We start from the raw sequence: 26,784 nt of genomic DNA on the forward strand, positions 1-26,784 counted from the left end.
GGCCAGCACCAGCACGTCGGCGTCGCGTTCGCGCGCGGCCCGGGCGAGCTCGTCCAGCGAGCCGAGCAGCACGGGCGCGGCGTCGGCGGCGGCGGCGAGCAGCAGCAGCGCCCGCGGTTCGGCCCGTACGGGTGCCAGTGCCTCGGCCAGTCCGTCCGCCTCCGCGCCGGGCGGGGCGATCACGTAGTGCGGGCCGAGTGCCCGCAGCGTCGGGGCGCCGAACACGCCCGGGGTCTGTGCGGCGCCCATCACTCCTCCTCCGCCAGCTGCCCGGTCTGCACCTGGACCGTCCGCCGCCGGGTGATGTACAGACCGCGGCCGGCCGGGTACGGGCGGGGCTTGAGGTTGCCGAACAGGTAGCCCTCGGAGGGCGGGCAGGACATCAGCAGGGTCGGCGAGTTGACCTCCTGGAGCTTGCGGATCAGCGGGTCGCTCATCGCCCGGCCGATGCCGTTGGCGCCGCGGGCGACGACCAGGTGGAGGCCGATCTCGGCGCCCTGGGAGAGGTCGTCCAGCAGGGCGGCGAAGGGGTGGTTGCCGGTGCTGGAGCCGACCAGGTCGTAGTCGTCGACCAGGACGAAGAGTTCGGGGCCGGTCCACCAGTCGCGCAGCCGGAGCCGGGCAGGGGTGATGTCGGCGGGCGGGATGCGGTTCTTCATCGCCCGGGACGCGCCGTCCACGATCTGGCGGAGCTTGTCGACGGCCACCGCGTAGCCGAGCCGGTAGTCCTCCGGCACCGCGTCGTACAGGCCTCGCCGGTAGTCGACGAGCATGATCCGCGCCTCGGCCGGGGTGTAGGCGGTGGTGATCGCCTTGATCATCAGGCGCAGCAGGTTGGTCTTGCCGGCCTCGCTGTCGCCGACCACCAGCAGGTGCGGGTTCTCCTCGAAGTCGTGCCACAGCGGCGAGACCTCGGTGTCCTCCAGGCCGATCGGCACCCGCAGCCGGCCCTCGGGGGCGGGCAGCCGGGCCGCGTCCAGGGTGAGCGGGAGCATCCGGACCTCGGGGGCGCGCGGCCCGGTCCAGTGCGCGGCGACCGCGTCGACGAGGTCGGCGACGCCCTCGCCGAGGTCGTCGACCCGTCCGGATCCGTCGATCCGGGGCAGCGCGGTCAGGAAGTGCAGCTGCTCCTCGGTGAGGCCCCGGCCGGGCAGCTTGGGCACCTTGGCGGCGGCCCTCATGTTGATCACGGAGTCGACGGAGTCGCCGAGGCGCAGCTCGAAGCGGGTCTGCAGCTGGTCGCGCAGTCCGCTGGTGATCTCGCCCCAGCGGGTGGTGCCGATGACCAGGTGGACGCCGTAGTTGAGGCCGCGCTGAGACATCAGGGTGAGCGGCTGGACCAGGTCGTTGAACTCCTGGCGCAGGGTGTTCCAGCCGTCGATCACCAGGAAGACGTCGCCGTGCGCCTCGTCGGGCAGCTCGCCCGCGGCCCGGCGGCGGCGGAAGGACGTGATGGAGTCGATGCCCAGCTCGGCGAAGTACTGCTCCCGGCGGGTGATGATCCCGTTGACCTCGGCCACCGTGCGCAGCACCCGCTCGCCGTCGTGCCGGCCGGTGACCCCGCCGACGTGCGGCAGGCCGCGCAGCGCGGACAGCGTGCCGCCGCCGAAGTCCAGGCAGTAGAACTGGACTTCGCGCGGGGTGTGGGTGAGCGCCAGGCCGGTGATCAGGGTGCGCAGCAGGGAGCTCTTGCCGCTCTGCGGGGCACCGGCGACACCGATGTGGCCGCCGGCGCCGGAGAGGTCCGCGGTGAGCAGGTCGCGCAGCTGGTGGAAGGGGCGGTCGACCACGCCGACGGCCAGCGTGAGGGCGCCGCGGCTCGAGTCGTCCTCGGTGGTGAGGCCGCGCTCGGGGTGCGGGACCAGCGGCGGCAGCAGCTCGTCGAGAGTGGGCGGCACGTCCAGCGGCGGCAGCCAGACCCGGTGCGCGGGCGGCCCGGCGTCGCGCAGCCGGCCGGCCGCGACCTCCAGCAGCGAGCCGGCCGAGGCCTGCTCCTCCACCGGCTCGGCCTCCGCCGCCGGCCGCTGCCGGGGCATCACGTAGTCGGTGCCGTACGCGACGACCTGCCCGGCGATGGCGGCCTGCTGGGCGGCGCGGCGCTTGGGGCGGTACGGGCCGGAGACGTAGGCGGCCTTGAAGCGGGTGAGGGTGGAGATGTCGCTGCGCAGGAAGCCGTTGCCGGGCTGCGAGGGCAGCTGGTAGGCGTCCGGGACACCCAGCACGCCGCGGCTCTCCATCGCGGAGAAGGTGCGCAGGCCGATCCGGTACGACAGGTGGGACTCCAGTGCGCTCATCCGGCCCTCGTCGAGTCGCTGCGAGGCCAGCAGCAGGTGCACGCCGAGCGAGCGGCCGAGTCGGCCGATCATCACGAACAGATCCATGAAGTCCCGGTGCGCGGACAGCAGTTCGGAGAACTCGTCGACCACGACGAACAGCGTCGGCAGCGGGCGCAGCGCGGTTCCGGCGGCGCGCGCGGTCTCGTAGTCCAGCAGCGAGGCGTAGCCGGCCTCGCGCAGCACCTCCTGGCGGCGGACGAGTTCGCCGTGCAGGGCGTCGCGCATCCGGTCGACCATGGAGGCCTCGTCGGCCAGGTTGGTGATCACCGCGGAGGTGTGCGGCAGGGCGTCCAGGCCGAGGAAGGTCGCGCCGCCCTTGAAGTCGACCAGGACGAAGTTGAGCACCTCGGAGGAGTGGGTGACGGCGAGCGCCAGCACCAGGGTGCGCAGCAGCTCGGACTTGCCGGAGCCGGTCGCCCCGATCAGCATGCCGTGCGGGCCCATGCCGCCCTGCGCGGACTCCTTGAGGTCCAGGTCGACGGGCCGGCCGTCCGGGCCGAGGCCGAGCGGCACGCGCAGCCGCTGCGGGATGCCGCGCTGGCCCCAGAGCGCCTCGACGTCGTGGGCGTGCAGGTCGGGGATGCCGAGCAGGGCCGTGAGGTCGAAGTCGGTGGCCAGCGGCTCGGCGGCGTCCACGCCGTCGGCGATCCGGAAGCGGGCCAGCCGGGCGGCCAGCCGGGTCGTCGCCGCCACGCCGAGCGCGTCGGGCCGGCCGAGCTCGGTGACGACGTCCTTCCGGTTGCGGTCGGCACCGACCATGGCGAGCCGGCCCTCCTCGATCCGCAGCCGCAGCGTGGTGCGGGCCGGGCGCCACTCCAGGGAGTCGGAGAGGTCGATCAGGACGGCGTTGCGGTAGCCGGTCAACGCGGCGCGGCTGCCGCTGTGCGCGCCGGGCCCGTCCAGGACCAGAACGGTGAACGGCTCGTCCCGGTCCGGCACGGTGTCCGGCTCGTAGCCGGGGCGGCCGGTGAACTCCTCCCCGAGCAGCTGCTCGACCTCGCCGAGGCTCCCGGCGACCAGCCGGACCGGGCCGGCGCCGTCCGTGTCGGTCGGGTGCAGGGCGTGCGGCAGCCACTTGGCCCACTCCCAGGCGGCCCGCCGCTCGTTGTCGGTGACGACGGCGATCCGCAGCTCGTCCGGGCCGTGCACCACGGCGAGCTGGGCGAGCACCGCCCGCACCATCGCGCGGGCCGCCTCCGGGTCGTCGGAGCGCAGCAGCAGGTGGGCGAAGCCCCGCAGGTGGATCGCCATCGGCTGGTCCGCGAGCGTGCCGTAGGCGTGGATGAAGCGGCGCAGCGCGTGGGCGCAGAGCGGCTCCAGGTCCTCCACCGGCTTGGTGGCCAGCGGCGCGAGCGGGGTGGCCAGGCGCTGGGCGCCGAGCCCGATCCGGACGTCGCTGAAGTCGGGGTGCGCGGCCCGCCGCTCCCACAGCCGGCTCGTGCCGACCAGCGAACCCAGCTCGGCCGGATCCGGGTGCCGCCAGGCCAGCGCCCGGCGCTGGGCGTCGATCGAGCGACGCACCTGGCGGCGCATCTGGGAGAGGTAGCGCAGGTAGTCGCGGCGCTCGCCGCGCAGCTGCTGCTTGCGGTCGCTGGAGCCGCGGATCAGCTGGGTCACCAGCATGCCGACCGCGGACAGCGCCATCATGCCCATCGCGACGTAGCTGAGCATCCCGCCGCCGCCACCGGCCCCGCCGGGGTGCAGGAACATGAACACCATCGACAGCGAGCCGAGCGCCATCGGGGCCATGCTGATCAGGCTGGCCATGCCGCTCTGCTTCTCGGGCAGGCCCGGCGGCTCCTGGAGCTGGATCTCGCCGTCCGGCATCTCGGGCCCCGGACGCCGGGGCGTCCGGTTGATCAGCTCCACGCTCACTCAGGGGTCCCTTCCCGCCATGGCCGTTCCCTCTGGGAGACGGACGGCGCGGTGCCCGGGGTTCAGCGGCGGGCCGCATCCGGCCGGACGGTCCCGGCGGGCCACCGCGTCCGACGGCGGCCCGGTTGAACGCGGCACGCCAGGCAGGCCGTTCATCCGGGCGGAGAAACGGACCGACCCGACCGAACCGGAGGACGCGTGAGCAGCAGTGTCGTGGCAGGACTGTGCCGATTGAGGTTCCACGCGCCGGGGACGGCCTTCGAGCTGGCCGTCCCCGCCGACGTCCCCCTGGCCGACCTGCTGCCCGCCGTCCTCGGGCACGCCGGCCCCGAACTCGCCGAGGAGGGCCTGGAACACGGCGGCTGGGTGCTCCAGCGGCTCGGCGAGGAACCCCTGGACGAGGAGCTCACCCCCGAGGCCCTCGGCCTGCACGACGGCGACGCGCTCCACCTGCGGGCCCGGCACGAGGCCCTGCCGGTCGTGCACTTCGACGACCTGGTGGACGGCGTCGCCACCGGCATGAACGAGCGCGGCGACACCTGGCGCCCCGCCCTCACCCGGATCCTCGCCGTCGCCCTGGCCCTCGCCGCGCTGGCGGCCGGCTGGGTGCTGCTCGCCCTGCCCGGCCCGGCCGCACCGCGCGAGACCGCCGCCGCGGCGGTCGCCGTCCTGCTGCTGCTCGGCGCGGCCAGCGCCTCCCGGGCGATGGCCGACGCGGGCGCGGGCGCCGCGCTCGGCGCCGCCGCCGTCCCGTACCTGGCGCTCGCCGCACTGCTGCTGCCCACCGGGCCGGGCGGCGGCGACCTGCTCGGCGCCCGGATCCTCGCGGCCTCCGCCGCCGGAGCCGGGGCCGCGGTGCTGGCCCTGGCCGCCGTCGGCGCGGCGGCGCCGCTCTTCCTCGGGATCGCGCTGGTGGCGCTGCTCGGGGTGCTGTCCGGGGTGCTGGTGCTCGCCGGGCTGACGCTCGCCCAGCTGGTCGCGGTCGTCGCGGTGGCGGCCGTCCTGGTCGGCGCGTTCGTGCCCTCCCTGGCCTTCCGGCTGTCCGGGCTGCGACTGCCGATGCTGCCGCGCACCGCGGAGGAGCTGCAGGAGAACATCGACCCCGTCCCGGCCTCCGCCGTGCTGCCCCGCGCCCTGGTCGCCGACGACTACCTGATGGCCCTGCTCACCGCGATCGGCGCGGTCTGCGCCGGCTGCCTGGCCGTCCTGCCGTTCGCCGACGGCTGGGCCGGCCCGGCCGAGGCCGGCGCGCTCGGCCTGCTGCTCCTGCTGCACGGCCGGGCCGTCGGCAGCATCCGCCAGCGCCTGGCCGTCCTGTTGCCCGGCGTCCTCGGCGTCCTGGTCCTGCTCGCCCGCGCCGCCGCCGGAGCCACCACCACCGACCGGCTGCTCCTGCTCGCCGCCCTGCTGACCCTCACCGCCGCCCTCCTCGTCGCCGCCTGGACCGTCCCCGGCCGCCGCCTGCTCCCCTACTGGGGCCGCGCCGCCGACATCCTCCACACCCTCTGCGCCCTGTCCCTCCTGCCGCTCGCCCTCCAGGCCTGCGGCGTCTACCACACCCTGCGCGGCCTCGGCGGCTGACCCGCCACCGCCCCGCACCACCCGCGCGGGCCCCGGCCGGACCACCCCGGCCGGGGCCCGTCGCCGTCAGTCCGCGGCGCCCGGACGCTCGTTGTAGATCGCCCAGCACCGCTGGTAGTAGCGGCGCAGCTCGTTCAGGAGCAGTCGCCGCGCCTCGGTGTTCACCGGCGGGAGCACCACCTCGGCCACGCCGTTCCTCCGTACCCTGTTGAGTTCGTCCAGGAACCGCTCGGCCACTCCGTCCGGAACAAGGGTGAGGTCAACCCCGTCGAATGTCGACACCCGGTTGTCGTCCATCCACGCGATCCCGGGGGCTGCCGACAGGTGCACCGACGATTCGAGTTCCTGGCACTGCAGCAGCGCCGTCGCCTGGAGATCCTTCTGCCGGGCCACCGCGGCGTCCCGCACCTCCTTCACCAGCGCGTTCGTGGCAGGGTCGAGACCCTTGCGGAGGTTGTGCAGCTCGTTCAGGTACGGCAGCGTCCGGTCGGCCAGCTCAAGACCGGTCATGGATCCGATGGAATTCATCCGGCGGAGTGCCTCGGCCACGTTGGCTCCGTTGAGCGGATGGGACGGATGCGCGATGTCCGACGGTCCGGCGGCGCCACCGAGGTAGAACTTGACCGCGTCGAGGATCACTTTCCGATCCGCGTCGAGGAACTCGCCGGGGAATTCGCCTCCCCCGAGCTCCGTGTCCCGCGCCCTCGGATAGGTGAGGAACGCCCGGCCGTAGAGGCGCCCGCAGGCATCCTCGAACCTCAGTCCCCGGGTCCAGCCCTTGGACTGCGCGATCTTCGGCAGCCCGTCCCCCTCGTCGCGGTGCGGGCTGATGTCGATCGACACCACATCGATGCCGGCGAACGCCATCTGGTCGATGACCCCGCTGCGCATGCCGACCGCGCCGACGATGTCGAACCTCTTCTTGAGGTACCGCAGCAGGGCGAGCTCCTTGCGCCGGTTGCCGGCCGACGGCCAGTCCCAGTAGTCCTTCAGGCTCGGTCCGGTCCAGTCCTTCGGCTTCTCGCCCATCAGGATGACCTCGACGCCCGACCCGAGTGCGAGCTTCACGTCCTCGATGACCTGCCGCACGCCCTCGTCCCCGGTGTCGAGCGCGGGCGCGTTGGCACCGGCCCGCCCGCTGTGGCCGCTGCCCCGGTAAGTGACGATGACGTACTTCTGGTTGTCCAGGAGACCGCCGCGGCCCTTGGCCGTCAGGTCCGCGTAGAAGGCCTGGGCCTCCTCGTCGGAGTAGCGCCCGAAGTCGTCGAAGAACGGTTCGACCGACTCCCGTACCAGGTAGCCCAGTTCGCTGCCACGCAGAAGCTGCAGCGCGTCCCGGTCCTTGGCGTAGCTGCCGAGGGCGCCGACCAGGTCCTGGATCCCTTCCTTTGTCGGGATGCGCCCGACGGCTTCGAGGTGCCCCGCATCCGGGAAGAAGGCCTCAAGCTGCTCCGACGGCCGTTTCCCCGTCTTGTTCCACTCCTTCACGAACCTGCTCAAGCCTTGCCGCAGGCTCACGAACCGCCTCTGATCCGGGGTGAAACGGGCGGCTACGTCGTCCGATGCCTGGGTCTCGCTGCGGCCGAAGTCAACCGTCCGCTCATGCGCGACCGGCACCCTCGGCAGTTCCATCGCCGTCGTGTAGAAGACCCGGCGGCCCTTGAGCATGTCGTCGTGGAGGTTGAGCATCCCCTCGGCCTGCTCCGCCGTGTCCTTGCCGACGTTCCAGATCAGGAGGTTGTGGTCCGGGTTCGCCACCATCGCCGCGCGGACGTGGTACATGTCGCCGGAGTTCTCCGCCCGGATCACGTACGTCTTCCGGTGGTCGAGCTTGCTCATCAGCTGGTCCGCCGATATGTGGTCTCCCTCGGTGACCGCCCGGACGTGGGCGCCGGTCAGCTCTCCGTCGACCGGCGTCCAGTCCCGTTGGTCGTCGGGGCGCCGCCACCTGAGGGCGGAGTCCGCCGTTCTCTCGACGTGCAGCAGGACGTCCGTTTTGTCGGCTCGGGTGATCACGACCGTGGCCACCCTGCCGCTCGCCGACCGCGCTGCCACGGGAGTCTCCCGGAGCTTGTCCTGCAACCTCTGCAGCGCCTCCGGACCGGTGCCGAATTCGTACAGCAGCGGGGCGATCCGCTCGGCGGGACCCGGGGCACCGCCCTCCCTCTCCAGGCGCTGCTGCTCCCGATGGCCCACCGGCAGGACGACCTTCGTTTCGTCGTCCGCGATCAACTCCCGGACCCTCTTGCGCTCGGCCCTCCACTTCACCAGCGGCTGGGCCTGGTCCTGCGGCACGGCGTTCTGATCCGGCTGCCCGTCCATCAGCCGCACCGGGGCGGGTCGGTCGGGGTCGATGGGGTCGTGGTCGGTGGCGAGGGGGACGGGTTCCTGTTCGGGGCGGAGGAGCTCCTGGCCGAGCGGGGTCGTGCGGACCTCGTCGTTCTCGACGCGCAGGCGCAGCCAGTCGCCGGAGCCGTCGACCAGCGGGCGGCCGTCCGCGCTGAAGCCGACGGACCGGGCCACGACGGCGCGGGGGTCGGCCCCGCCGGTGAGGTGGACGGAGCCGTTGCCCGCGTAGGCCGTCAGTTCGGTGAGGCGGGCCAGGTTCTCGCCGAGCGCCTGTCCGGTACGGGCGGCGTCGGCGCGGCGGGCCTCCAGCAGGTCGTGCAGGGCCTTCATGGTGCGGCCCGCGAAGGAGCCGGCACCGCCGACGGCGCTGTTGCAGGAGAGGAAGCGCAGCGGCTCGCCCTGCCACTGGCCGCCTTCGGCGAGCCGCAGCAGCGACCCGGCGAACTGCTGCGGGGTGACCTCCTCGCCGTTGAGGAGCGGGGCGCCGTCCTCGGGGCGGCCGTGGAAGACGACGGTGAAGTAGGGGTCGTCGTGCGGCAGGGCGCGCAGTGCCTCCAGTAGGTCGTGGTACTCGGCCGAGGCGCGGGTGGCCGGGTCCGCCAGCAGGTGCACCCGGTCGCCGGCGCCCGGCAGCGGGGTGGCGAGCAGGTCGGCGACGGCGTCGGAGACGGAGTTGCGCAGGATCGTCTCGCCCTCGGGGTGCAGGGCGGTGAAGAGCACCCGCTGGTGGCCGGCCGAGGCCAGTTCGGCGGTCTCGCTGATCGGGACCTCCATCTCGATCGGGACGAGGCCCTTCTCGGTGAACGTCCGGTCGCCGTCGCGGAAGGTGAGCCGGACCTCGGCGTAGCCGGTGTAGCGGGCGGTCGGTTCGGGGAACTTGGCCCCGGCGACGGTCTTGCCGGAGGCCCCGGTGGACGGCCCCTCGCGCCACCGCCGTCCGCCTCCGCCGCCGAGCAGGCCGGTGAGGTCGACGCCGCCCTCCAGCCCGGCCTTGGCCCCGGCCTGGACCTGGAAGTTCCACTGGCTCCAGTCCAGCCGGGTGTGCCGCCCGCCGCCGCCGGTGTCGTTGGCGGGGCTGATCGCGGCGGCGGTGTTGTCGTGCTGGTACTCCAGTTGGACGATCGAGACGCTGGCGGTGACGTCGGCGTCGTCGACGAGGAAGCGCCGGCCGACCGACGGGGTGGTGATGCTCCGGCCTTCCGGCGCCATGACGTCGCGGTCCGGGCCGTCCTCGAAGTGCAGGATCTGCCGCCCCCGGGTGACCGACCCGAACAGCGCGGACAGCTGGGCGTGGCTCTGGGTGTTGCGGGCGACGGACTCCAGCCAGGACCAGGTGCCCTTCTTGAAGAAGCGCGGACCGAACACGGTGAGCAGATCCCGCACTCCGGAGGTGTCGTCGATCCAGCGCAGGATCCCGACGTCCCGCACCCCCTCCGTGAACAGGGACCCGGGCGGCCGGCGCAGCAGCAGCGCGCCGACCTCCTGGGGCACGCGCAGCGGCGGGAGCCCTTCCGTCGGGGCGCCGTGGCGCGAGGGCAGGACGGCCTCGTCGCGGCCGGTCTCCATCAGCACGTCGGTGTGGAGGGTGGCCTCGACGAGCGCGCGCCGGTAGCGGCCGAAGCCGGTCAGCCGGTCGCCGAGCCGGGTGAGGCCCAGGCTGACCTTGCCGAGCACCGAGTCGTCGCCCTGGGGCCGGGGTGCGCGGTCGGGGCGGACGGCGTCCGCGGGGTACAGCAGGACGGGCGGCTTGTACTCGAAGCGGATCTTCAGCACCACCTCCGCCTGGTGGGCCACGGCGGCCACCTTGCTCTTGATCGCGGTGCCGCCGGCGATGGACTCGTTGCCGTGCTCCAGCCGGTCCACGCCCCTGGCGTAGGTGAGGGCGCCGCCGCCCACCGGTCCGACGCCGGTGCCCGCCGGGTCGCCGGTGACGTAGAAGCCGCCGGTGAACGCGTGGCCGCTGCCGCCGCCGGTGTTGGTGCCGCCGTCGGAGCTGGTGAGCGAGGTCTGGTGGCTGTGCCCGATGTTGAACTCGACCTGCGGCGGCCGCCCGGTCGGGGTCAGCCGGACCACTTCGGCGGTGATCACCGCCGTGGTCCGGCCGTGCTCCTCGACCAGCGGGTGACCGGCCATCACCGACTTGAGGCCGAGCTGCAACCGGTCGAAGTCCAGCCGTGCGGACAGCTTCCGCGCCAGGCCCGCCCAGTCCTCGCCCAGGAGCGCCGCGACGGTGCGGTCCCCGTTCCCGTACGGGGTGTCGCCCAGGTCGCGGACCAGGTCGTGCACGGTTCCGCTGCGGTCCTGGTTCAGGTGGACGGCGGTGATCACGTCGGAGGAGCCGAACCGGTGGGTCGACAGCATCCGCGGGACCTCCTCGCGGACGCGCACGGGCGCGGCCACCACGGCGGACGCCGTGACGGGGTCGGGCGGCGCGATCGTGTGCGACCGCTTGGCCGCCTCGAAGGTGACGGTGAACACGGCGTCCACGTCGGTGAGCCGGGCCGGCTCGACGCTCTTGCCGCGGCTGTTGGTGCCGCCCACCCGGTCGATCGAGATGCCCTTGACGAAGTCGCGGGTGTGCGCGTATTCGCCGGTGAGGTTGACGTACGGCAGGGTGACGCCCAGCCGGGCGCGGAGCCGGAACCGGGTGCGCAGGTCCGCGGTGGTGCCGGTGGTGGTGCGCTGCTGGCTGCCGGACTCGAACTCGAAGGAGGCGAACAGCTCCTCCCGGGGCCGCGGGTGCCGCAGGTCTCCGCCGACCACGACCGTGCCCTTCCAGCCGCCGAAGTCCAGGGGCACCCGGAGCGTCGCGCCCCGGCTGAGCCGGGACAGCGCGGACTTGAGGCCGTACGCGTCGATCGACCGGGCGAGCAGCGCCTCGACGTTCGCGGGCACCGGCTTGCCGGTGTGCGTCCGGAGTGCCTCCAGGACCGTGTGCAGCACCGCGGTGTCGCCGCGGCCGAGGCTGAGCACCACGTCGGACTGGCCGAGGCGCAGCGGCGGCCCGGCTTGCTCGCCGGCCCAGTGGGGGGCCTGCGGCGGCACGGTCACTGCCTGCTCGCGCAACCCCGGCGGCACCACGAAGCCGTTCCGCTCGTCCTGGCCGATGGTGTGCGGCGCGGTGTGCGCCTGTTCCAGGCTCAGCTCCGTGGTGAGCCGGACCGGCCCGTAGTCCCGGCCGTTGACCTTCAGCAGCACCTCGAACTCGGCCCGGTACAGCTCCTGCGGGCTGCGGTACTTGCCGTTGGCGTAGCCCTTGTCGGACTCGCCGCTGCGCCAGCCGTCGCGGATCCGCGACTCCGTGGAGGGCACGACGGTGCCCTGGAGGACGTCCTCGAAGGGCTTGCCGGAGGCCTTCAGCACGTCGTCGTGGGTGAACACCGTTCCCTTGCCGGCGAGTTGGAACTGTCCGTTGACGGTGTCGGAGCGCAGATGGCGGGACGACTCGAAGGTGCCGGTCTCGCGGACCGGGTTCAGCTCGGCGGCCGCCTGGCTGCGCAGGTGGGTCATCCGGTGCAGCCGGACGGTCGTGGCGAGGTGCAGGTCCTTCAGCGGGCCCTTGGTGACCTCGGGGCCGCGCAGCGCGGAGCCGCGCGACATGCCGACGAGGTGGGCGCTGACCGCGCTGTGCGAGTAGGACTGCAGGACGTCCTCGCGCACCGCCTTCCAGGCCTTCGCGCCGAGCAGCGTCGTGCCGACGCGGTCGAGCTCCGTGTGCAGCGGGGCGATGTCGCGCAGGTCCCGTACGACGGTGGTGTCGGGCAGGCCGGTCCACACCTCCTCCAGCGGGGCCGGGACCTGGTCGCCCACCGCGTGGGCGGGGGCGACGGGCGGGGCGACCGGCCCGTCGGGGACGAACTCCGGCGGCCTGGTTCCCGCCACGACCTGGTCGGCCGCCGTGACCAGGACGGCCTCGTCCTGGTCGATCACGGTGCGGAACCCGAGCCCGACGTGGGTGGTCTCCCCGGTGGGGTGGGGCAGCACCCCACCGCTCCAGCCGAAGGTGACGGTCAGGTCGGCCGTCCCCTCGAACAGCACCGCGGGCCGCTTGACCTTGGTGCCGTTGCCCAGGTCGGAGCCGGAGCCGTGCAGCCCGACCCCGTCCCGTCCGGCCTTGGCGCCCAGCCCGCCGCCGCCGACGAAGCCCCCGTCCGCCTTGTTGGCGACGGACGACGGAAGCACCTGCCACTCCTTGCTCGTGGTGGTCTGCTCGACGTGCGCGCGGCTGGTGGCGGTGGAGATGTTGAACTCGGTGGTCGGCAGGGTGTGGACCTGCCGCATCCGGGCGACCGTCCCACTGCCGATGGTGATCACCGCGGCCGCCCCGACCGGGCTGTCGTCCACGATGGTCAGCTTCTGCCCGGACATCGTCCCCTTGAGTTCCTGCTGCAGGGTGCCGAGGTCGAGCTCGGTCAGCAGCCGGCGCCGCAACTCCGGCCAGCGGCTGCCGAAGTAGCGTTCGGCCGCCTTCTCGAAGCCCGCCACGAACTTCCCCATCGACGGGGTCTGCGGCTGCCGGTTCAGCTCCCCCATCGGGATCCCGTCCGCGTTCTCCTCCCCCTGGCGCCGCCGGGGAGGTTCGAGCGGCCACACGTCGGTGACGATGTGCGAGCCGGCCAGGCGCCGGCGCTCGGAGACCTCCAGCGGCACCGTGTAGTGCGCCTCGACGGTCGGCTCCGCGTTGGCGGTCTCCCGGTTCGGCACCGCGACGTGCCCGGTGACCGGGAGCCTGATCGGCTGCGGCGTGTGCCACGGGCCCGGCGCGCCCTGGAACCTGGCGTCCAGGAACTCCACGGTCAACGTGAACGGGGTCTCGAAGAGCTCGGCCGTCTCGATGGTCTTGCCGCGGGCGCTCGTCCGGCTGGCCTCGGCGTCGGAGCTGCCGTTCATCCAGCCGTGCTGGTAGCCCAGGGTCTCGGTGAGGTCCCGGGCGCTGCCGAACTTCGCCCTGAGCTGCGCACCCAGGTTGACCTGGGTGAGCCGGTCCTTGGAGACACCGACCGTGCTCTGCTGCTCCGAGCCGTACTCGAACTCGAAGTTGGGCAGCGCCCGGAGGTGCCGGCTCTGCCCCAGGGCGGCGCTGATCCTGATCTCGCCGGACCACCGGCCCGCCTGGAACGGCACCTCCCGCACGTCCCCCCGGGACAGCGCGGACACCGTCGGACGCAGTGTCTCGGCGCCGAACAGGCTCTCGGCGAGCGTCCGCGCGGCCTTCGCGTCCCCGTGCAGCGCCGCGGTGAACCGGCCCACGAGGCTCTCGAAGTGCTGCCCGCCGAGGTTCTCCAGGTGCACCAGCACGTCGTACGCGGACAGTCCGCGCTCCTGGAGGCGGGCGGGCGGGGTCGGGACGGGGGGCGGCGGGGGCTCCTCGACCGTCGGTTGGAGCACGACGACGGTCGGGTTCAGGATGCTCTCGATGTCCAGCGTGGAGTCCATGAACTCCCGGAGGCCGTCGAACAGTTCCTCCTCCGCGTCGGTCCGGCCCAGCTGGTTGGCCGACTCCGGGCGGTCCGCCTGCGGGTCGGGCCCGAAGAGCTCCTCCAGCAGTGGCGCCAGGTCCCGCACGTTCTCGTGCACCCACTCGGCGCCGTTGTTGCGGGGCTGCCCGGTGGACGGGTCGTCGCCGTGGTTGTGCCCGAAGTAGGCGGTGACGAGCTGCGCGAAGAACTCGTGCTCGTCGCTCGCCGAGTAGTTACCGACCCGGTTGCCGTCCCCGTCGTGCACCCCGCCGTCCGGCCAGGCCGTGACGGACTCCTCGCCGAACAGGGCGGACAGGGCGTCGGCGTCGCTGCGCTCCCGGAAGGCCTTCGCCACCAGCGCCTTCTGCGCGTCGGTGAGACCGAACTCGTGGATGGCGTGGGCGAGTTCGTGGGCCGTCGAGGAGTAGCCCTCGGCGTGCTCCGCGCCCGGCCCCTGCGGGGTGCGCGCCCCGAGCAGGTTCTCCTCGGTGACCAGGACGACGAGGTCCCCGCCGGCGCCCCGGACCACCCGCCAGTCACGGCCGTCGGCCGTGGTGTGCCCGGACGCGGGGAAGCCGGGGACCTCCGTCATCGGGACGTCCCGCGGCACCACCACGACCCGCACGCCCTCGCCCACCAGGCGCTCCGCGAGCTCCTTGTTCGACAGCATCCGGGCGACCAGCTCCTCCGCCGTCCGGCGGGCGGCGACCGGCTGGTGGGTGCGCGGGTCCACGTCGATGAGCAGCCGGGCCGCCGCCTGCGCGAAGTCCTCCGCGCCGAGGTCGGCGCGCAGGCCCTCCAGGAAGGCCTCGTCCGCCGCCAGCCGGCGCCGTTCCTCCGGGGACAGGTGCTCCAGCGCCTGCACCCGCTCGTGCAGCGGCCCGGGCACCGGCATCCCGCCGCCGCCCAGCCCGACGTGCGGGGCGACGACCTGCCCGTTCTGCCCGTTCTGCGGGTTCTGTCCGGACGCCGGGGGCGCCGGCCGCACCGACGTGCCCGACGACGGCTGTTCGGCCGGCTCCATCTCCGTGTCCGTGCCCGTGCCCTGCGCCGGGTTCGAGGACGAGGCGTCCGTCTCCATCGCCGTGTCGTCCGGCGTCGGATCCGCGTCCGTCTCCGGTTGCGACTCCACCTTGGGCTTCCGCGTGGCCGGGCCCTCGCCGCCGTCGGCGTCCCCGCCGTCGGCGTCGCCGTCCTCGCGGCCCCGCTTCTGGGAGACGGGCACCCACGCGCTGTAGTGGTCCGCGTCCAGCTGGAGGTGGACCGTCCGCGTGGGCGCCACCCCGTTCAACGGGTCCAGGACGACGTCGGACTGCCCGGTCCGGTGGATGTGCAGCCGCACGCCCAGCGCGGAGGCGACGACCCTGGGCGCGAGGTCCCCGGCCGCCGTGTTCCAGTTGCCGGTCTCGCCGATCGTGCGGGCGAGCCGGCCGATGGTGGTGCCGAACTCGCGGGTGTACGGCCGGACCACGGCGAAGTTCTCGGGCTGCCGCATCCACTCGACGACGAGCCTGCGCAGGCCGGTGGCGTCCCCGTGCTGCGGGGTCAGCACCGCGTTGACCGCGTGGTACAGGCAGTCCCCGTCCGGCGGCACCTCCTGCAGCCGGTACAGCTCGGGCCGCTGCCCCTCGTCCGCCATGTGGTCGTTGTGGGTGCCCGCGGCGATCCGGTCCCAGCGCCGCGACAGCGCCTCGTCGCGGTGGTCGTCGGTGGTGGTGGTCTGGTGCTCGCGGAAGAACTGCTCGGACCTCCGCAGGCTCCGGCCGGCGGGCTCCAGCTGACCGGGCTCGACGATTTCGGTGGCCGAGGAGAGGAAGTACGTCTCGCGCTCGACGAAGTAGTGGTTCGCGCCGGCGCCGGGGTAGCCGTGGCCGTCGGTCGCGGTCGCCGGGTCGTTGAAGCCCCGGGTCAACCGGTCGACCACGTCCGCGAACCGGGAACCGAGGTGGGTCGAGGTGCCGACCCCCACGCCCATCAGTGCCATCCAGTGGTCCACCAGCAGCGGCCGGTCGGCCGTCGACGGGTCGAACACCATCGGCACGGGCGTGTCGGAGCCGCTCAGGATCACGTCGACGGTCACGGCGACGTGGTAGTGCCAGTTGACCGCCTGCGGGCCGGTGCCCCCGATCGGCGCGGCCGCGTTCGCGGTGGAGACCTCCAGGGCCGGCCCGCCCGCGGGCGTCAGGTACTGGACGAAGACCTTCTGGGTGGAGACGCCGAGTTCGGTGAGCCGAACGGCCATCAGGTGCGCCCGGTCGAAGCAGCCGTTGTCGGGGAAGTCGAACGGGATCCGGTGGCTCTGCCCGTCCGCGCCGGTGTACTGCAGCCGGCTGAGCTCCTGGAAGAGGTCCATGGCGCCGGCCTCGTCGACGGCCGGGTGCTCCCACAGCTCGCCGTTCCTGACGTAGGCGTGCAGGTCGGTCGCGTCGGGGAAGCGGTCCCGGACCTCGTCCAGGAGGGGACGCAGGGCCCCCTGCTCGTAGATCCCGAGGACCCGCCACAGGTCGCGGAGGTCCCCCCGCAGCGACTGGATCGTCGCCAGCACCCGCTCGGGCCCCTCGCCCTCGACGAGGGTCGTCCGGAGCCGCCCGGACACCGCCAGGGCGTCCGGGTGCCGGAAGACGTCGGCGAGCCGGTCGGGCGGGGCGACGTCCGTACGGCCGAAGCGGGTCAGCAGGTCCGCCTCGGCTCCGTGGCCCAGGATCCCCAGCTGCGCGAGCTCGTGCAGCACCTGCACGACGTCCTGGCCGCCGTTGCGTTCCGCGAAGCGGATCACCAGCCGGTCGTAGTCGTTCGGGTTGCCGCCGATGAGGTCGAGGGTCCCGAAGACCTCGGCGCCGTCCGGCAGGCCGGTGGCCAGAAGCCCCTCCAGCAGCTGGACCGTCGTGTCGACGAGGTGGTCGGTGGCCGGCGGCAGCGGCCCCAGGGTCAGTCCTGCCAGCGAGGCCGCCAGGTCCGCCGGGGGGATCACGGAGAGGTCCTCGGCGAACAGTTCGTCCAGGGTCAGCACGTTCCCGGTGGGGGGCTGGATCAGCTGGCCGTTCTGGTCGTACGGGTCGTCGCCGAAGAGGTCGTCGTAGACGCTCGCCTGGGGCTGCACGGCGGCGCCGTCGCCGGTGTTCCCGGCCGTGTCGTCCGCGGCGCCGTCCTCGCCGTTGCCGTCGGCGTCGTTGAGGCGCGGTGCCACGCTCTCCTGGTCACCGCCCCGCCCGGGGGGCTTCGGCCTGGACACCGGGTCCACCCAGACGTGGCTGCGCTCCTGCGGTGCCGCCGCGTCGCGGGCCTGCTGCCAGGTGAGGTCCTTCGGGCCGGAGGTCGGGGGCCGCTCCACGTCGCCGACGATCCTGGAGATGAGCGACAGGTGGCGTTCGCGCAGGCCGCCCTGGTTCAGGCCCGCGGGGGCCGGGGCGTAGTGGTTGCCGAGCAGGCTGCCCTTGACGTCGGGGCGGTGGGTGAGGCCGTCCGCGCGGTACTCGTCGCGCAGGCCGAGCTGGTGGCTCACCTCGTGGGCGTAGTCGATCGGGGCGGCGTCCGGCCACCACGACTTCTGGTCCATCGGCCGTCCGCGCCCGATCAGGTCGACGGTCAGGTGCGCCTTCTGCCCCTGCTCGGCCGGCAGCACCGTGACGTGCATCCGGTCGCCGTTGGCCAGCGTGTAGCCGGGCTTGTTGAGGTACTCCTCCACGCCCTGGACGACCTTGTCCCACACCGGGGCCGATCCGTGTCCGTCGCCGTCGCGGATCGCGATCCGCACCGTCAGGTCGGTGACCGGGCCGCCGTGGTCGAAGCGCCGGACGTCGAAGGAGGACTCCACGACGAAGCGCGGCGCCGTGCGGCCGTCCCCCGGCCGGGGCACCGGGGGCTGAAGGTCCGGGGTGCTGTGGCCGACCGTGCGGACCGGGGTGGGAGGCGCCAGCTGCGTGGCCGGCGCGGGGGCCGTGTGCGCCGGGTTCCCCTGGAACCACGGGCCGGGTCCGAAGTCGGCCAGGCTCAGGCCGACCTTGTCGAGGGGGACGAGGACCAGCTCGTTCGCGCCGAACGTCTCCGGGGCATCGCCGGCCACGCCGAAGCTCCACACCATCGGCACGCCCTCGGCGTTGACGGTACCGGTGGCGAGCGCCACGTGGTCGGGCTTCGGGCTGTTCCCGGTGACGACGATGTCGCCCGCCCGCGGAAACGGCCTGACGGGATCGCCGACGTCGAACGAGGTGCTGCCATGGGGGAAGAGGCGACGGCGCAGGTGGGACTCCCACGCATCGTCGGCGTGGTCCGCGTAGGCGCCCCGGATCCATTCCCGGGGCAGTAGTCCGGCCCGGTGGGCCGTCAGCAGGAGCGACTCCCAGCAGTTGAGCGTGGTCCCCTGGTCGAGCGGTGGCGCCTGCCCGTCGTGGGCCAGCGCCCACTGCTGGAACACGCTGTTCGTTTTGGCGGCCTGCCAGGTCATCGTGATCGTCCCGTGCTCCTCCCGGAGCACGTCCAAGCTGTCCAGCAGCCGTCGGCCGCTGTCCGGAGCCGGCAGGTCCAGCCGCCCGGCCAGATGGTCGGCGACCAGCTTCAGCGTCTCCTCGCGCAGCACGGCGGGGGCGTCCGGGTCGGACGGGTCCAGCAGCCGCGTGCGGGTCTCGTCGGAGATCCGTCCCCGCGCGTGCAGGCTCTCGACCAGGGCCCGGACGTCGTCCGGGCGGTTGGCCGCGCCGGGACCGATCCCGTCGCCGATCCGCACGCCCAGCCGCTCCGCGTGGGCGGGGCGGAGCGGCCCGCCGAGGAGGTCGGCCGCCGCGTCCACCACGGGTGTCACCAGGGCCAGGTCCTTCGTGCGCAGCCACTTGGTCCAACCGGGCGACGGGATGGGCTGCCCGGTGTTGTCCGGGGCCTTTTTGCCCGCCGCCACCTGGTACTCCGCGTCCAGCCGCTCCTTGGGCGCCTGGTCGAGCGCACCGAGTTCGAACAGCCGGTCCGCGAGGGCCTTGACGTCGGCCAGCGAGTTGTGGCGGGCCTGGTTGTAGCCCACCTGCCGGCCCGAGGACATGTACAGGCCCGACCGGTCGGGGGCCCTGCCCGTCAACTCGCCGACCAGGTCGAGGACCTCGGTCCGCCTCACGGGGTCGAGGGGGGTGGGCGGGACGGCCGCCGGCGGGATCGGGGGCGCCTGCGCGGGCACCAGGAGGTCGGTCGGCTCGGGCACGTCGTGCGGGGCCGGCACGTCGGCGGTCAGGGCGACGGACTCGTCCTCGTTCCGCTCGACCGGCCGCTCGACCGGCCGGTCCTGCGCCCGCTCCACCGGGCGGTCCCCCGGTTCCGCCCCCGGCCGGTTCACGACGGTGAGGGCACCGTCCCCCACCGGCCGGTCGGCGGTCTCCTCGGCGCCCGGCTCCGACGTCCGGCGGCCGAAGGCGTTCTCGTGGGCGCGCTCGTGGGCGCGCCAGCCGGCCGCGTCGAGGTGGGCGAGCTTCCACAGCTCGCGGTAGCGGCCGAAGAGCTCGTCGCCGTACTCGCCCTTGTGGTGCTCGGTCAGCTTCTCGTTGAGGGCGTGGCGGGCGGCGAGGCCGTCGAAGCCGTCGGCGGCCGCGCGCAGGGCGGGGGCGGCCTCGTGCTCGAAGGCGACGTGCTCGGTCAGTTCCTCGGTGAGCTCGCGGCGGCTCTCCTGCCACCGCTCGTGGCGTTCGGCGTTCCACTCCCGCGAGCGGAAGGACTCGTCGAAGGCCCGGGCGACCCGGTCGCCGTGGCCCTCCGTCAGGCGGTCGGCGGTGGAGCCGGTGAGGCCGTGCTCGCGGGCGGCCGCCTGGGCCTCGGTGGTGGCCTGCCGGCGGACCGCGAGACGCGCGGCCTCGTGGGTGAGCCGCTCGTTGAGGGCGGCGGGGTCGGTGAGCCGGTCGAGGGCGGTGCGCAGCCCCTCCGGGTCGCCGACGCGCTCGGCGGCCGCCCGGTCGAGTTCTCCGGCGAGTTCGCGCAGCACGGTGGCCTTGGCCCGCAGGACGTCGGACTCCTCGCCGCCGAACCGCTCGACGAACTCCTTGCGCGCGCTGTTCCCGGCCCAGGAGTCGGCCGCCTTGTCCGCCTCCGCGACGGCCCGGCGGATCACAGCCTCGCGGACGGCCTGGACGGCGAACTCGTGGGGCAGCGCCGCCTCCCGTTCGGCGAGCGAGCGGGTGAACAGCTCCACGGCCTCGTCGCGGTCCCGGCGCCTGCCGGTCGCCTCGTCGAGCGGGCCGGCCGCCCGGTCGAAGTCGGCGGTGAGGCGCTCGCGCAGCCCGTCCCGGACCGCCTGGAGGCTGTCGCGCGACAGCTCCGGCCGCTCCTTCGCCCCGGCCGCGTCGAGCAGTTCGCGGTCGGCCGGGGACAGCCGGTCGTACCAGTCCCGGCCGGCCCGCTCGACCAGGTCCCGGGCCCCGGCGAGGGCGGTGGCCCGGTCGGTGTGCAGGTCGAGCTCCGCGCGCACGTGCTCGGTGAGCCGTCGCAGGGCCTGCCCGGCCCGGGTGTTGGCCGCCTCGGTAAGGCTGCCCTCGTCGGCGTAGATCCGGGCGGCCTCGGCCTCCGCGCGCTCCTTGAAGTCGTGCCGGACGAGGTCCACGACGGGCTCGGGGATCCGGTCGGGGGTGTGGGCCGTGCCGGTCCCGCCGTGGGTGATCCGCGGGGCGCTCCAGGCGCCGACCGTCCGCTCGAAGTGCTGCAGCGCGACCCGGACGGCGCCCTCGCGGACGGCGGCGACGCGCACCAGGCCGTCCAGCTCGCCGAGGATGCGCTCGCGGTCCGCCGGGCGGGCCTTCAGGTCGGTGTACAGCATCGCCCGGGCCCGCCTGGTCACCGCCTCGCGCAGGTCCGCCGGGGCGCCCTCGGGGAACCGGCCCGGGGCGTCCAGGGCCTCGGCCAGCTTCCGCTCGGCCTCCTCCTCGCGCCGGTGGCCGCTGCCGTCCGGGTCCAGCCGCAGGTTCTCGGCGGCCTCGGAGAGCTTGGCCTCGTACGTGTCCTGGAGCTCGCGCTGGGTCCGGCGCCACTGCGCCGCGCGCTCGCCGTCCGCCTCGGCGCGGATGTGGGCCGGGGCCTCGGTGAAGTGGTACGCGGGAGCGGTGCCGGCGCCGGTGCCGCCGCCGTTGCCGCCGTCTCCGGGCGGGCCGGCCGGGTGGGCCGGCGGGTCGGCGAAGGCCAGCGCGCCGGGGAGTTGCCGGTCCGGGTCCAGCTCCTCCCTGGTCCGTACCGTGCCGTAGCCCTCGGGCAGGGCGCCGTCGTGCCCGTTCGGGCCGAGGTGCGCGCCGAGCGGCACGGGGGCCGGCCGCGGGTCCTGCTCGGTCGGGCGCCGGAACTCCAGGAACTCGCCGCCGGGGACGAGCACCGGCCGGCCGGACGGATCGTAGCCGACGTGGGAGGCCACCACGAGGTGCCCGGTGCCCGCGGCCACGGAGCCGCCCTCGACCTTCGGGACGAAGAACACCTTCCCGTTCGGGGCGGTGGCCGTGGTGCCGAGGCCCTTCTCCCCGAGCAGCCGCATCACCTCGGTGACGTAGTGGCCCCCCACCCCGCCGCCGAGGTCGCAGACGACGAAGTCCAGCGCGTCCGTGCCGTTCCACACCTTGCGGTCGGCCAGCTCGATCAGGGTGCGGGCCATCTCGGCCGGCGTGATCGGGGACCCGGCCCGGGTCGGCTGCCCGTCCGCCCCGCCGTGGACCGCCACGGTGAAGGCGTTCTCCCGCGCCGGGAACCGCGAGAACGCCTCGGCCAGGTGCCACCGCTGGGTGGCGTCGAGCCTCACGTCGCCCATCCACCGGCCCGGGACCGCGCTGCCGAAGTCCCCGAGCGGTTCGCCGTGCTCCCGGCGGTCCAGGTACTCGCGCAGCTCCTCCCGGAGGACGTCGTACGACTGCTGCTCCGTCAGGGCGCGGTTGATCATGTTCTCGGCGCGCCGGTCGGCGGCCTCGGGCGTCTCGACCGCGCCCCGGTCCTCGTACGCCGCCGCGAGCTCGTCGGCCAGCCGCCCCGCCCGGTCCTTGTGCTCGGTCCGGAGGGCGTTGCGGAAGTCCTCCGCCAGCTTGGCGCGCAGTTCCGGCGACGCCGTCCGCTCGCCCGTCCGGTTGTAGTGCTCGGCGAGGGTTCCCGAGAGGATCTCCCGGACCTGGCGGTCGGTGAGGGTGAAGTGGCCTTCCGGCAACGTGACCTGGCGCACCGCGCCGTCGACCCACTGGGCGTGCGCCTCCAGGATCTTGAGCGAGGTGAACTGCGCGAACCCGTCGAAGGACTCGTTCTTCAGGAGCTCGCCCAGCTTGACCCCGGCCGCCCCCGCCGGACCGCCCTCGGTGAGCGGCAGCAGGTGGAACTTCTCCAGCCACTCCTGACGGCGGTTCAGGATCTCCGTGGGCGCCCCCACGAGCTGCCGCCAGACCGTCCGCTCCTTCGGGTGGGCGATGGCGTTCACGAGCCGGTGGACGGACGAGGTGTCGATCTCCTGGTGCATGGCCAGGGCCTCGACCACCGGGGAGTCCAGGTCGGCCCGGCCGCGCAGGTGCTCCTGCACGTAGTGCTGGGCCGCCACCAGCGACTGCGCGCCCTGCACGTAATCGATCATGAGGATCTTGCGGCCCCGCAGCACATCCGCCGTCAGCGCGCCCAGCTCCCGGTCGAACGCCGCCTTGAGGTGCTCCAACTGCGCCGCGCCCGGCACCGGGTTGGGCCGCCCCAGGGCGTCGACCAGGCCCCAGCCGGCCACCGCCATCGGGTCCTGCGGCCTGGGCCGGAAGCTCGACAGCGGCATCGACATCGCGCTGTGCTCCTGCTCGTGCAGGTAGGCGACGACGCCCGCCGGGCTGCGCCCCAGGCCCAGGTAGAAGTACTCCTCCGGCGGGTACGTCTCGACGACCAGCTTGGCCGTCCGCTCGACGGCCTCCATCGCCTCCACGTGCTCCCTGCGCCGCTCGTACGAGGCGAAGCGGTACACGTCGGCCAGGAACTCCTCCTGTCCGCCGTGCCGGTAGTCGGTGCGCGGGGCGTCCTCCAGGAAGCGCTGCACCAGCGCCGAGCGGTCCCCCGCGACCAGCGGGCGCCCGCCGGCGTCCAGCCAGGCCTCGATCTCCGCGGGGCCCATCCGCCTTCCGCCCACGCTGACCCGGTCGTACGGGACCGGGACGTTGCGGAAGGTGCCGTCGACGGTCGCCCACCGGGTCGTCCGCAGGATCTTGGGGCCCGGGGGTTTCTCCTCGCCGAAGCGGGCGGTGCCCTCCATCGCCGGCCTGCGCGGATCGACCTCGCCGGGGGTGTAGTGCGCCGGCGGATCCGAGGGGTACGTGCGGACCTTCGGCCCGTCCGTCCCGTCGCCCTTGCTGTACTCGTGCCAGTTGCCGCCGCCCTCGACCACCGGGCGGCCGTCCGCGTCGAAGCCGACGTTCCGGGCGACGACCACGTGGCCGGTGCCCGGGCCCGTGTCCATCGTCCCCCGGTCCGTGAACCCGGGCGCCACCCAGACCGGCCCGTCGGCCGCCACCGCCTTGAGGTCGGCGTACTTCGGGTTCGACCAGACCTGCTCCATCACCTGCCGGACGTAGCCGTGGTTCGGGCCGGCGTCGAGGTCGCAGGAGACGAACTCGATCGTGCGGCGGTTGCCCGACAGGTGCCCGAGGTCGCCCAGGCCGCGGACCACGGCGGCGAGGTCCGCGGGCGGCATCGGCTCGCCGCTGCCGTCGGTGTGGATCACGACGGTGTAGCGGGTGGCGTCGACGGGCAGCTTCTCCAGCACCGCGAGGACGTGCGCGCTCGGCTCGGCGCCCGCGACCCAGCCGGGCTGCCGCTCCGGCCCGGTGTGGGGGAGGAAGTGGCCGGCGGTCGGCGGGATGTGGGAGTCGTCACCGACGTCGAGGTACCGCAGGGGGCCGCTGTCGCCCGACTCGACCGGTTCCCGGTGCTCGTTCTGCCGCGGGTCGGGGGTCCGGTGCCCGGCGTTCTGGTTCTCGGGCGTGCTCTGGTGTCCGCCGGCCTCGTGCTGCTGCGGCGGCTTCGGGGGCTCGCCGGTCGTCGGCACGTGGACCGGCGCCTCCGGCTTGGGCGGCGTGGCGTGTGTGGGGGCCGTCACCGGCTCGGGGACCGGTTCGGAGGTCTGCTTCGGCTGCTCCTTCGGACCGCCGACCACCGCGGTGGGCTTCGGCGGTTCCACCTCGGTCGACCCCGGGGTGGGCTTCGACGAACCGGACGGCGTCTTCGCGGCGTCCCCGCCGGTCGTCCTCACCGGGGTGTTCGCCGAGGTGCTCGCCGGCGGCTTCGCGGACTTGTCCCCGGACGGCGCGAGGGAGCCGTCGGAGTCGAGCTTGAGGTTCTCCGGCCGGATGCCCTCCGGCAGTCCGGTCCCGTGCCCGAGGCCGCCGGCTCCGGCCCCCTCGGGCCGGGAGACCCACAGGGAGGTCGGGTGGCCCATCAGGGTGGACACCACGGCCAGCGGGAAGCGCAGGGCGTTGGGGAGGGTCACGTTCTCGAACTTCAGCCGCAGCGGGTCGGCGGCCAGGTGCCCGAGGTGGCCGAGCGCGCCCATGGCGACGCCGCCGTAGAAGCTCTCGACGCTGACGGTGAACGTGTGGTCCTCGCCGAAGGTCAGGTTGTAGGCGCCCTCGGTGACGACGTTCTGGACGCCGCCCTTGAGGTAGCCGCCGACGCCCTCGCCGAGCCGGTACAGGAGCTGCCCGGCGGTCTGCGGGTGCAGGCCCTCCATCAGGGCCACCGCCCGCTCCGCGAGGTCCTTGGTGGCCCGGACGCTCTCCTTCAGCCCGCCCTCCAGCGTGGTGCCGCCGAGCTGCTGGAGTTCCTTCTGCATCGGGCCGATGTTCTTGACGAGGCTTCCCAGCTCGGCCCGGATCGCTCCGGACTCCGTCTTCCCGCTCGCCTGGACGAGCGTCGTGACCAGCTTGTTGAAGGTCCCGAGGTCGATGGTGTACCGGGCGCCCTCGCCGGCGATCCGGGCCACCAGCAACCGCCCGGCGGCGTTGGAGACCTGCGGGTCGACGCCGAGCTGCGTGAGGTGCTGCTCGAAGGTCTCGCCCATCTGCTGGGTGATCTTCTCGACCTTGGTGAGCTGCTTCTCGCCCTCCTTGGCCGCGTCCTGGCCGACGGTCTCCGCGGCCTCCTTGGCCGCGCTCTTCTCGGCGCTCTCCGCCGCGCCCTTCACCGCGCCCTTCTCGGCGTTGCCCGCCGCGCCCTTGACCGCGCTCTTCTCCGCGCTGCCCGCCGCGTTCTTCTCCGCGTTGCGCACCGCACTGCCCAGCGCGCTCTTCTCCGCGCTCTCCGCCGCGGTCTTCGCGGCGTTCTTCTCCACGGTCGCGATGGCGTTCTTCAGGGTGAGGTTCGCGTCGTTGCGCAGGAGCTTGACCACCTCCCGCAGCTCGGCGGTGCCGAGCGACTTCAGCTCGTTCTCCGTCAGGCTCTTGAACTCGGCGCCGGCCAGCGCCTTCAGATCGGCCTGGAGCTCCTTGCTGAGGCCGCGCCCGAGCATCCGTCCGAAGGCCTTGCCGAGACCGAAGGTGAGCAGCTCCAGCGGCCCGGTGAGCAGCCCGTTGATCGCGCCCATCTCGATGGCCTGGACGAAGGACTCGCTCTCCCAGTGGTCCTTGTGGCCCTTGCCGATCTGGATGCCCTGGATGATCCCGTCCATCACCGCGGCGGTGGTGATGGAGAGGAACTCGTGCAGCAGGAGCTGCTTGAGCAGCCAGATGAAGATCTGCTTGATCAGTTCACCCGTGAGCTTGTAGGCCGCGAAGACTCCCGCGATCGAGCCTCCGAAGGTGAACGGCAGCATGGCGATCGCCCAGGCGATCTGGGCCACCAGCTGGATGAGCTGGGCGATGATCATCCACTTGGCGTACTCGACCTGGTTGGCCACCTTGTGGGCGAAGTCCCCGAGCTGCTTCGCCATCACGCCGGCCGAGGTCACGTAGTCGGTGCCGCCGGTGCCGCCGATCAGCGGCAGCACCCGCTGGTAGAACCGGTCGGCCGCCTCGCCCGCGAACTCGTCGTTGTCGTGGACCGTCGCCAGCAACCGCCGCAGCCAGTCCCGGAGTTCGGGGACCTCCTTGGCGATGGCCAGGTAGTCGTCCCCGGCCGCGCGCAGCCGGTCCTCGTCGGCCTCCGGCCACTTCATGCCGGTCGCGATGCTGAAGAACTTCGCCAAACCCGCCGGCAGCATGATCGACACGGGGCGCACTCCTGGCGTTCGGGGAGCTCGGGCGGCGCACGGCCGCGGGCGGAGCCGGTGGGACGGGAAGCTGGACGGGGGGACGAGCGGACGCGCGGCGGAGGGGCCGGAACGGGAACCCCGCGGCCGGACGTGCCGTCAGGGCAGGTGCTTGGCGTCCTCGTCCGCGCTGTGCAGGATCCGGATGCTCCGCCGGCCCTTCACGCCGAGCTTCTCCACCTCGGTGCCCACGGTGTTGAACAGCTTGACCAGGTCGGCGGTCGCACTGTCCACGTTGTCGTGGTAGGTCTTGCCGATCTCGTCGTTCCCGGCCGCGTCCGTGTTCGCGTCGTTGATGTTCCCGCTGCGGTCCTGGATGTCCAGGATGATGTCCGCGAGCGGCGCGAACTTCTTGAACTTGGCCTCCATGTCACCGCCGACGTTCAGCTGGTCAGCCACGGAACTCCTCCTGCCGGTCGCGCTTGCGCCGCTCCTCCGCGGCTTCCGCCTCCGCGTAGCCGGGGCGCATCGCCTTCAGCGGCGCGAAGAGCTCGTCGAGCTCGGTGCCGTCCGTCATCGAGGCCCGGAGGGTCTCGCCCAGTCCGTCGAACTGCCCCATCGCCGCGGCGACCTGCTCGCCGAGGTCGGCCCGGGCGGTGTTCAGCACGTCGGCGAGCACCGTTCCGAGCTGGGCCGGGGCCATCGTCCGGTACGCGGTGGTGTGGAACACCAGGGACACCACCTGGCCCTGCGCGCCGACCGTCGCGGTGACCATCCGGTCCTTGGAGGTCGCGGAGGCGGTGGCCGCCTGCAACTCCTGGGCCGCGGCGGCCATCCGGTCCTGCTGTTCCGCCAGAGCGGCCATGGCCTGCTCGATCTGCTCGGCGTACGAGAACGTCATCCGCCCGTGCCTCCCGTCTGTCCCGTTGCCCCCGCCCCGGGGGGCGGGGGGGGGGGGGGGGGGGGGGCGCGGGCGCGGGGGGGGGGGGGGGGGCGCCCCGGGGGGGGGGGGGCCCGCGGGGGGGGGGGGGGGGGGCGCGCGGGG

6 protein-coding genes are annotated in these 26,784 nt (G+C 73.7%); 1 reads left to right on the forward strand and 5 read right to left on the reverse strand.

Features of this window, described 5'->3' with window-relative positions; all coding sequences use genetic code 11:
- A partial coding sequence (locus tag AB0E96_RS16695; RefSeq protein ID WP_359823841.1) for a hypothetical protein occupies nucleotides 1-249 on the reverse strand: 249 nt, incomplete at its 3' end.
- Nucleotides 249-4,163, reverse strand: coding sequence for a type VII secretion protein EccCa (gene eccCa, locus AB0E96_RS16700; protein ID WP_359823851.1), 3,915 nt, complete (start codon nucleotides 4,161-4,163; stop codon nucleotides 249-251). The genes eccCa and AB0E96_RS16695, both read right to left, overlap by 1 nt.
- A 246-nt stretch (nucleotides 4,164-4,409) precedes the next feature.
- Here eccCa and eccD point away from each other — a divergent pair, with 246 nt between their 5' ends.
- On the forward strand, nucleotides 4,410-5,792 hold the full coding sequence (eccD, locus tag AB0E96_RS16705) for a type VII secretion integral membrane protein EccD (protein ID WP_359823844.1): 1,383 nt from the start codon (nucleotides 4,410-4,412) through the stop codon (nucleotides 5,790-5,792).
- 66 nt (nucleotides 5,793-5,858) lie between these two features.
- Here the strand turns inward: eccD and AB0E96_RS16710 are convergent, their stop codons facing one another.
- The 3 genes from AB0E96_RS16710 to AB0E96_RS16720 all read right to left on the reverse strand — a co-directional run bounded on the left by AB0E96_RS16710 (nucleotide 5,859) and on the right by AB0E96_RS16720 (nucleotide 26,640).
- Nucleotides 5,859-25,751 (reverse strand): protein-glutamine glutaminase family protein, encoded by a 19,893-nt coding sequence (locus AB0E96_RS16710; RefSeq protein WP_359823853.1) that lies wholly within the window; start codon nucleotides 25,749-25,751, stop codon nucleotides 5,859-5,861.
- A 147-nt stretch (nucleotides 25,752-25,898) separates the two neighbouring features.
- On the reverse strand, nucleotides 25,899-26,198 hold the full coding sequence (locus AB0E96_RS16715; RefSeq protein ID WP_359823846.1) for a hypothetical protein: 300 nt from the start codon (nucleotides 26,196-26,198) through the stop codon (nucleotides 25,899-25,901).
- The gene (locus AB0E96_RS16720) at nucleotides 26,191-26,640 is read right to left on the reverse strand and encodes a YbaB/EbfC family nucleoid-associated protein (protein ID WP_359823849.1); all 450 of its coding nucleotides are present in this window, start codon (nucleotides 26,638-26,640) and stop codon (nucleotides 26,191-26,193) included. Before AB0E96_RS16720 ends, AB0E96_RS16715 begins: the two co-directional genes overlap by 8 nt.
- Nucleotides 26,641-26,784 lie beyond the last annotated feature (144 nt).

Origin of the sequence: Kitasatospora sp. NPDC036755, from assembly GCF_040636595.1 — a bacterium.
Taxonomy (GTDB): Bacteria; Actinomycetota; Actinomycetes; order Streptomycetales; family Streptomycetaceae; genus Kitasatospora.

What these genes read in the sequence shown, in the direction of transcription:
- eccCa (WP_359823851.1), bottom strand. Translation starts at nt 4,163, where the DNA reads ATGCCGGACGGCGAGATCCAGCTCCAGGAGCCGCCGGGCCTGCCCGAG.
- AB0E96_RS16710 (WP_359823853.1), bottom strand. Translation starts at nt 25,751, where the DNA reads ATGCTGCCGGCGGGTTTGGCGAAGTTCTTCAGCATCGCGACCGGCATG.
- AB0E96_RS16720 (WP_359823849.1), bottom strand. Translation starts at nt 26,640, where the DNA reads ATGACGTTCTCGTACGCCGAGCAGATCGAGCAGGCCATGGCCGCTCTG.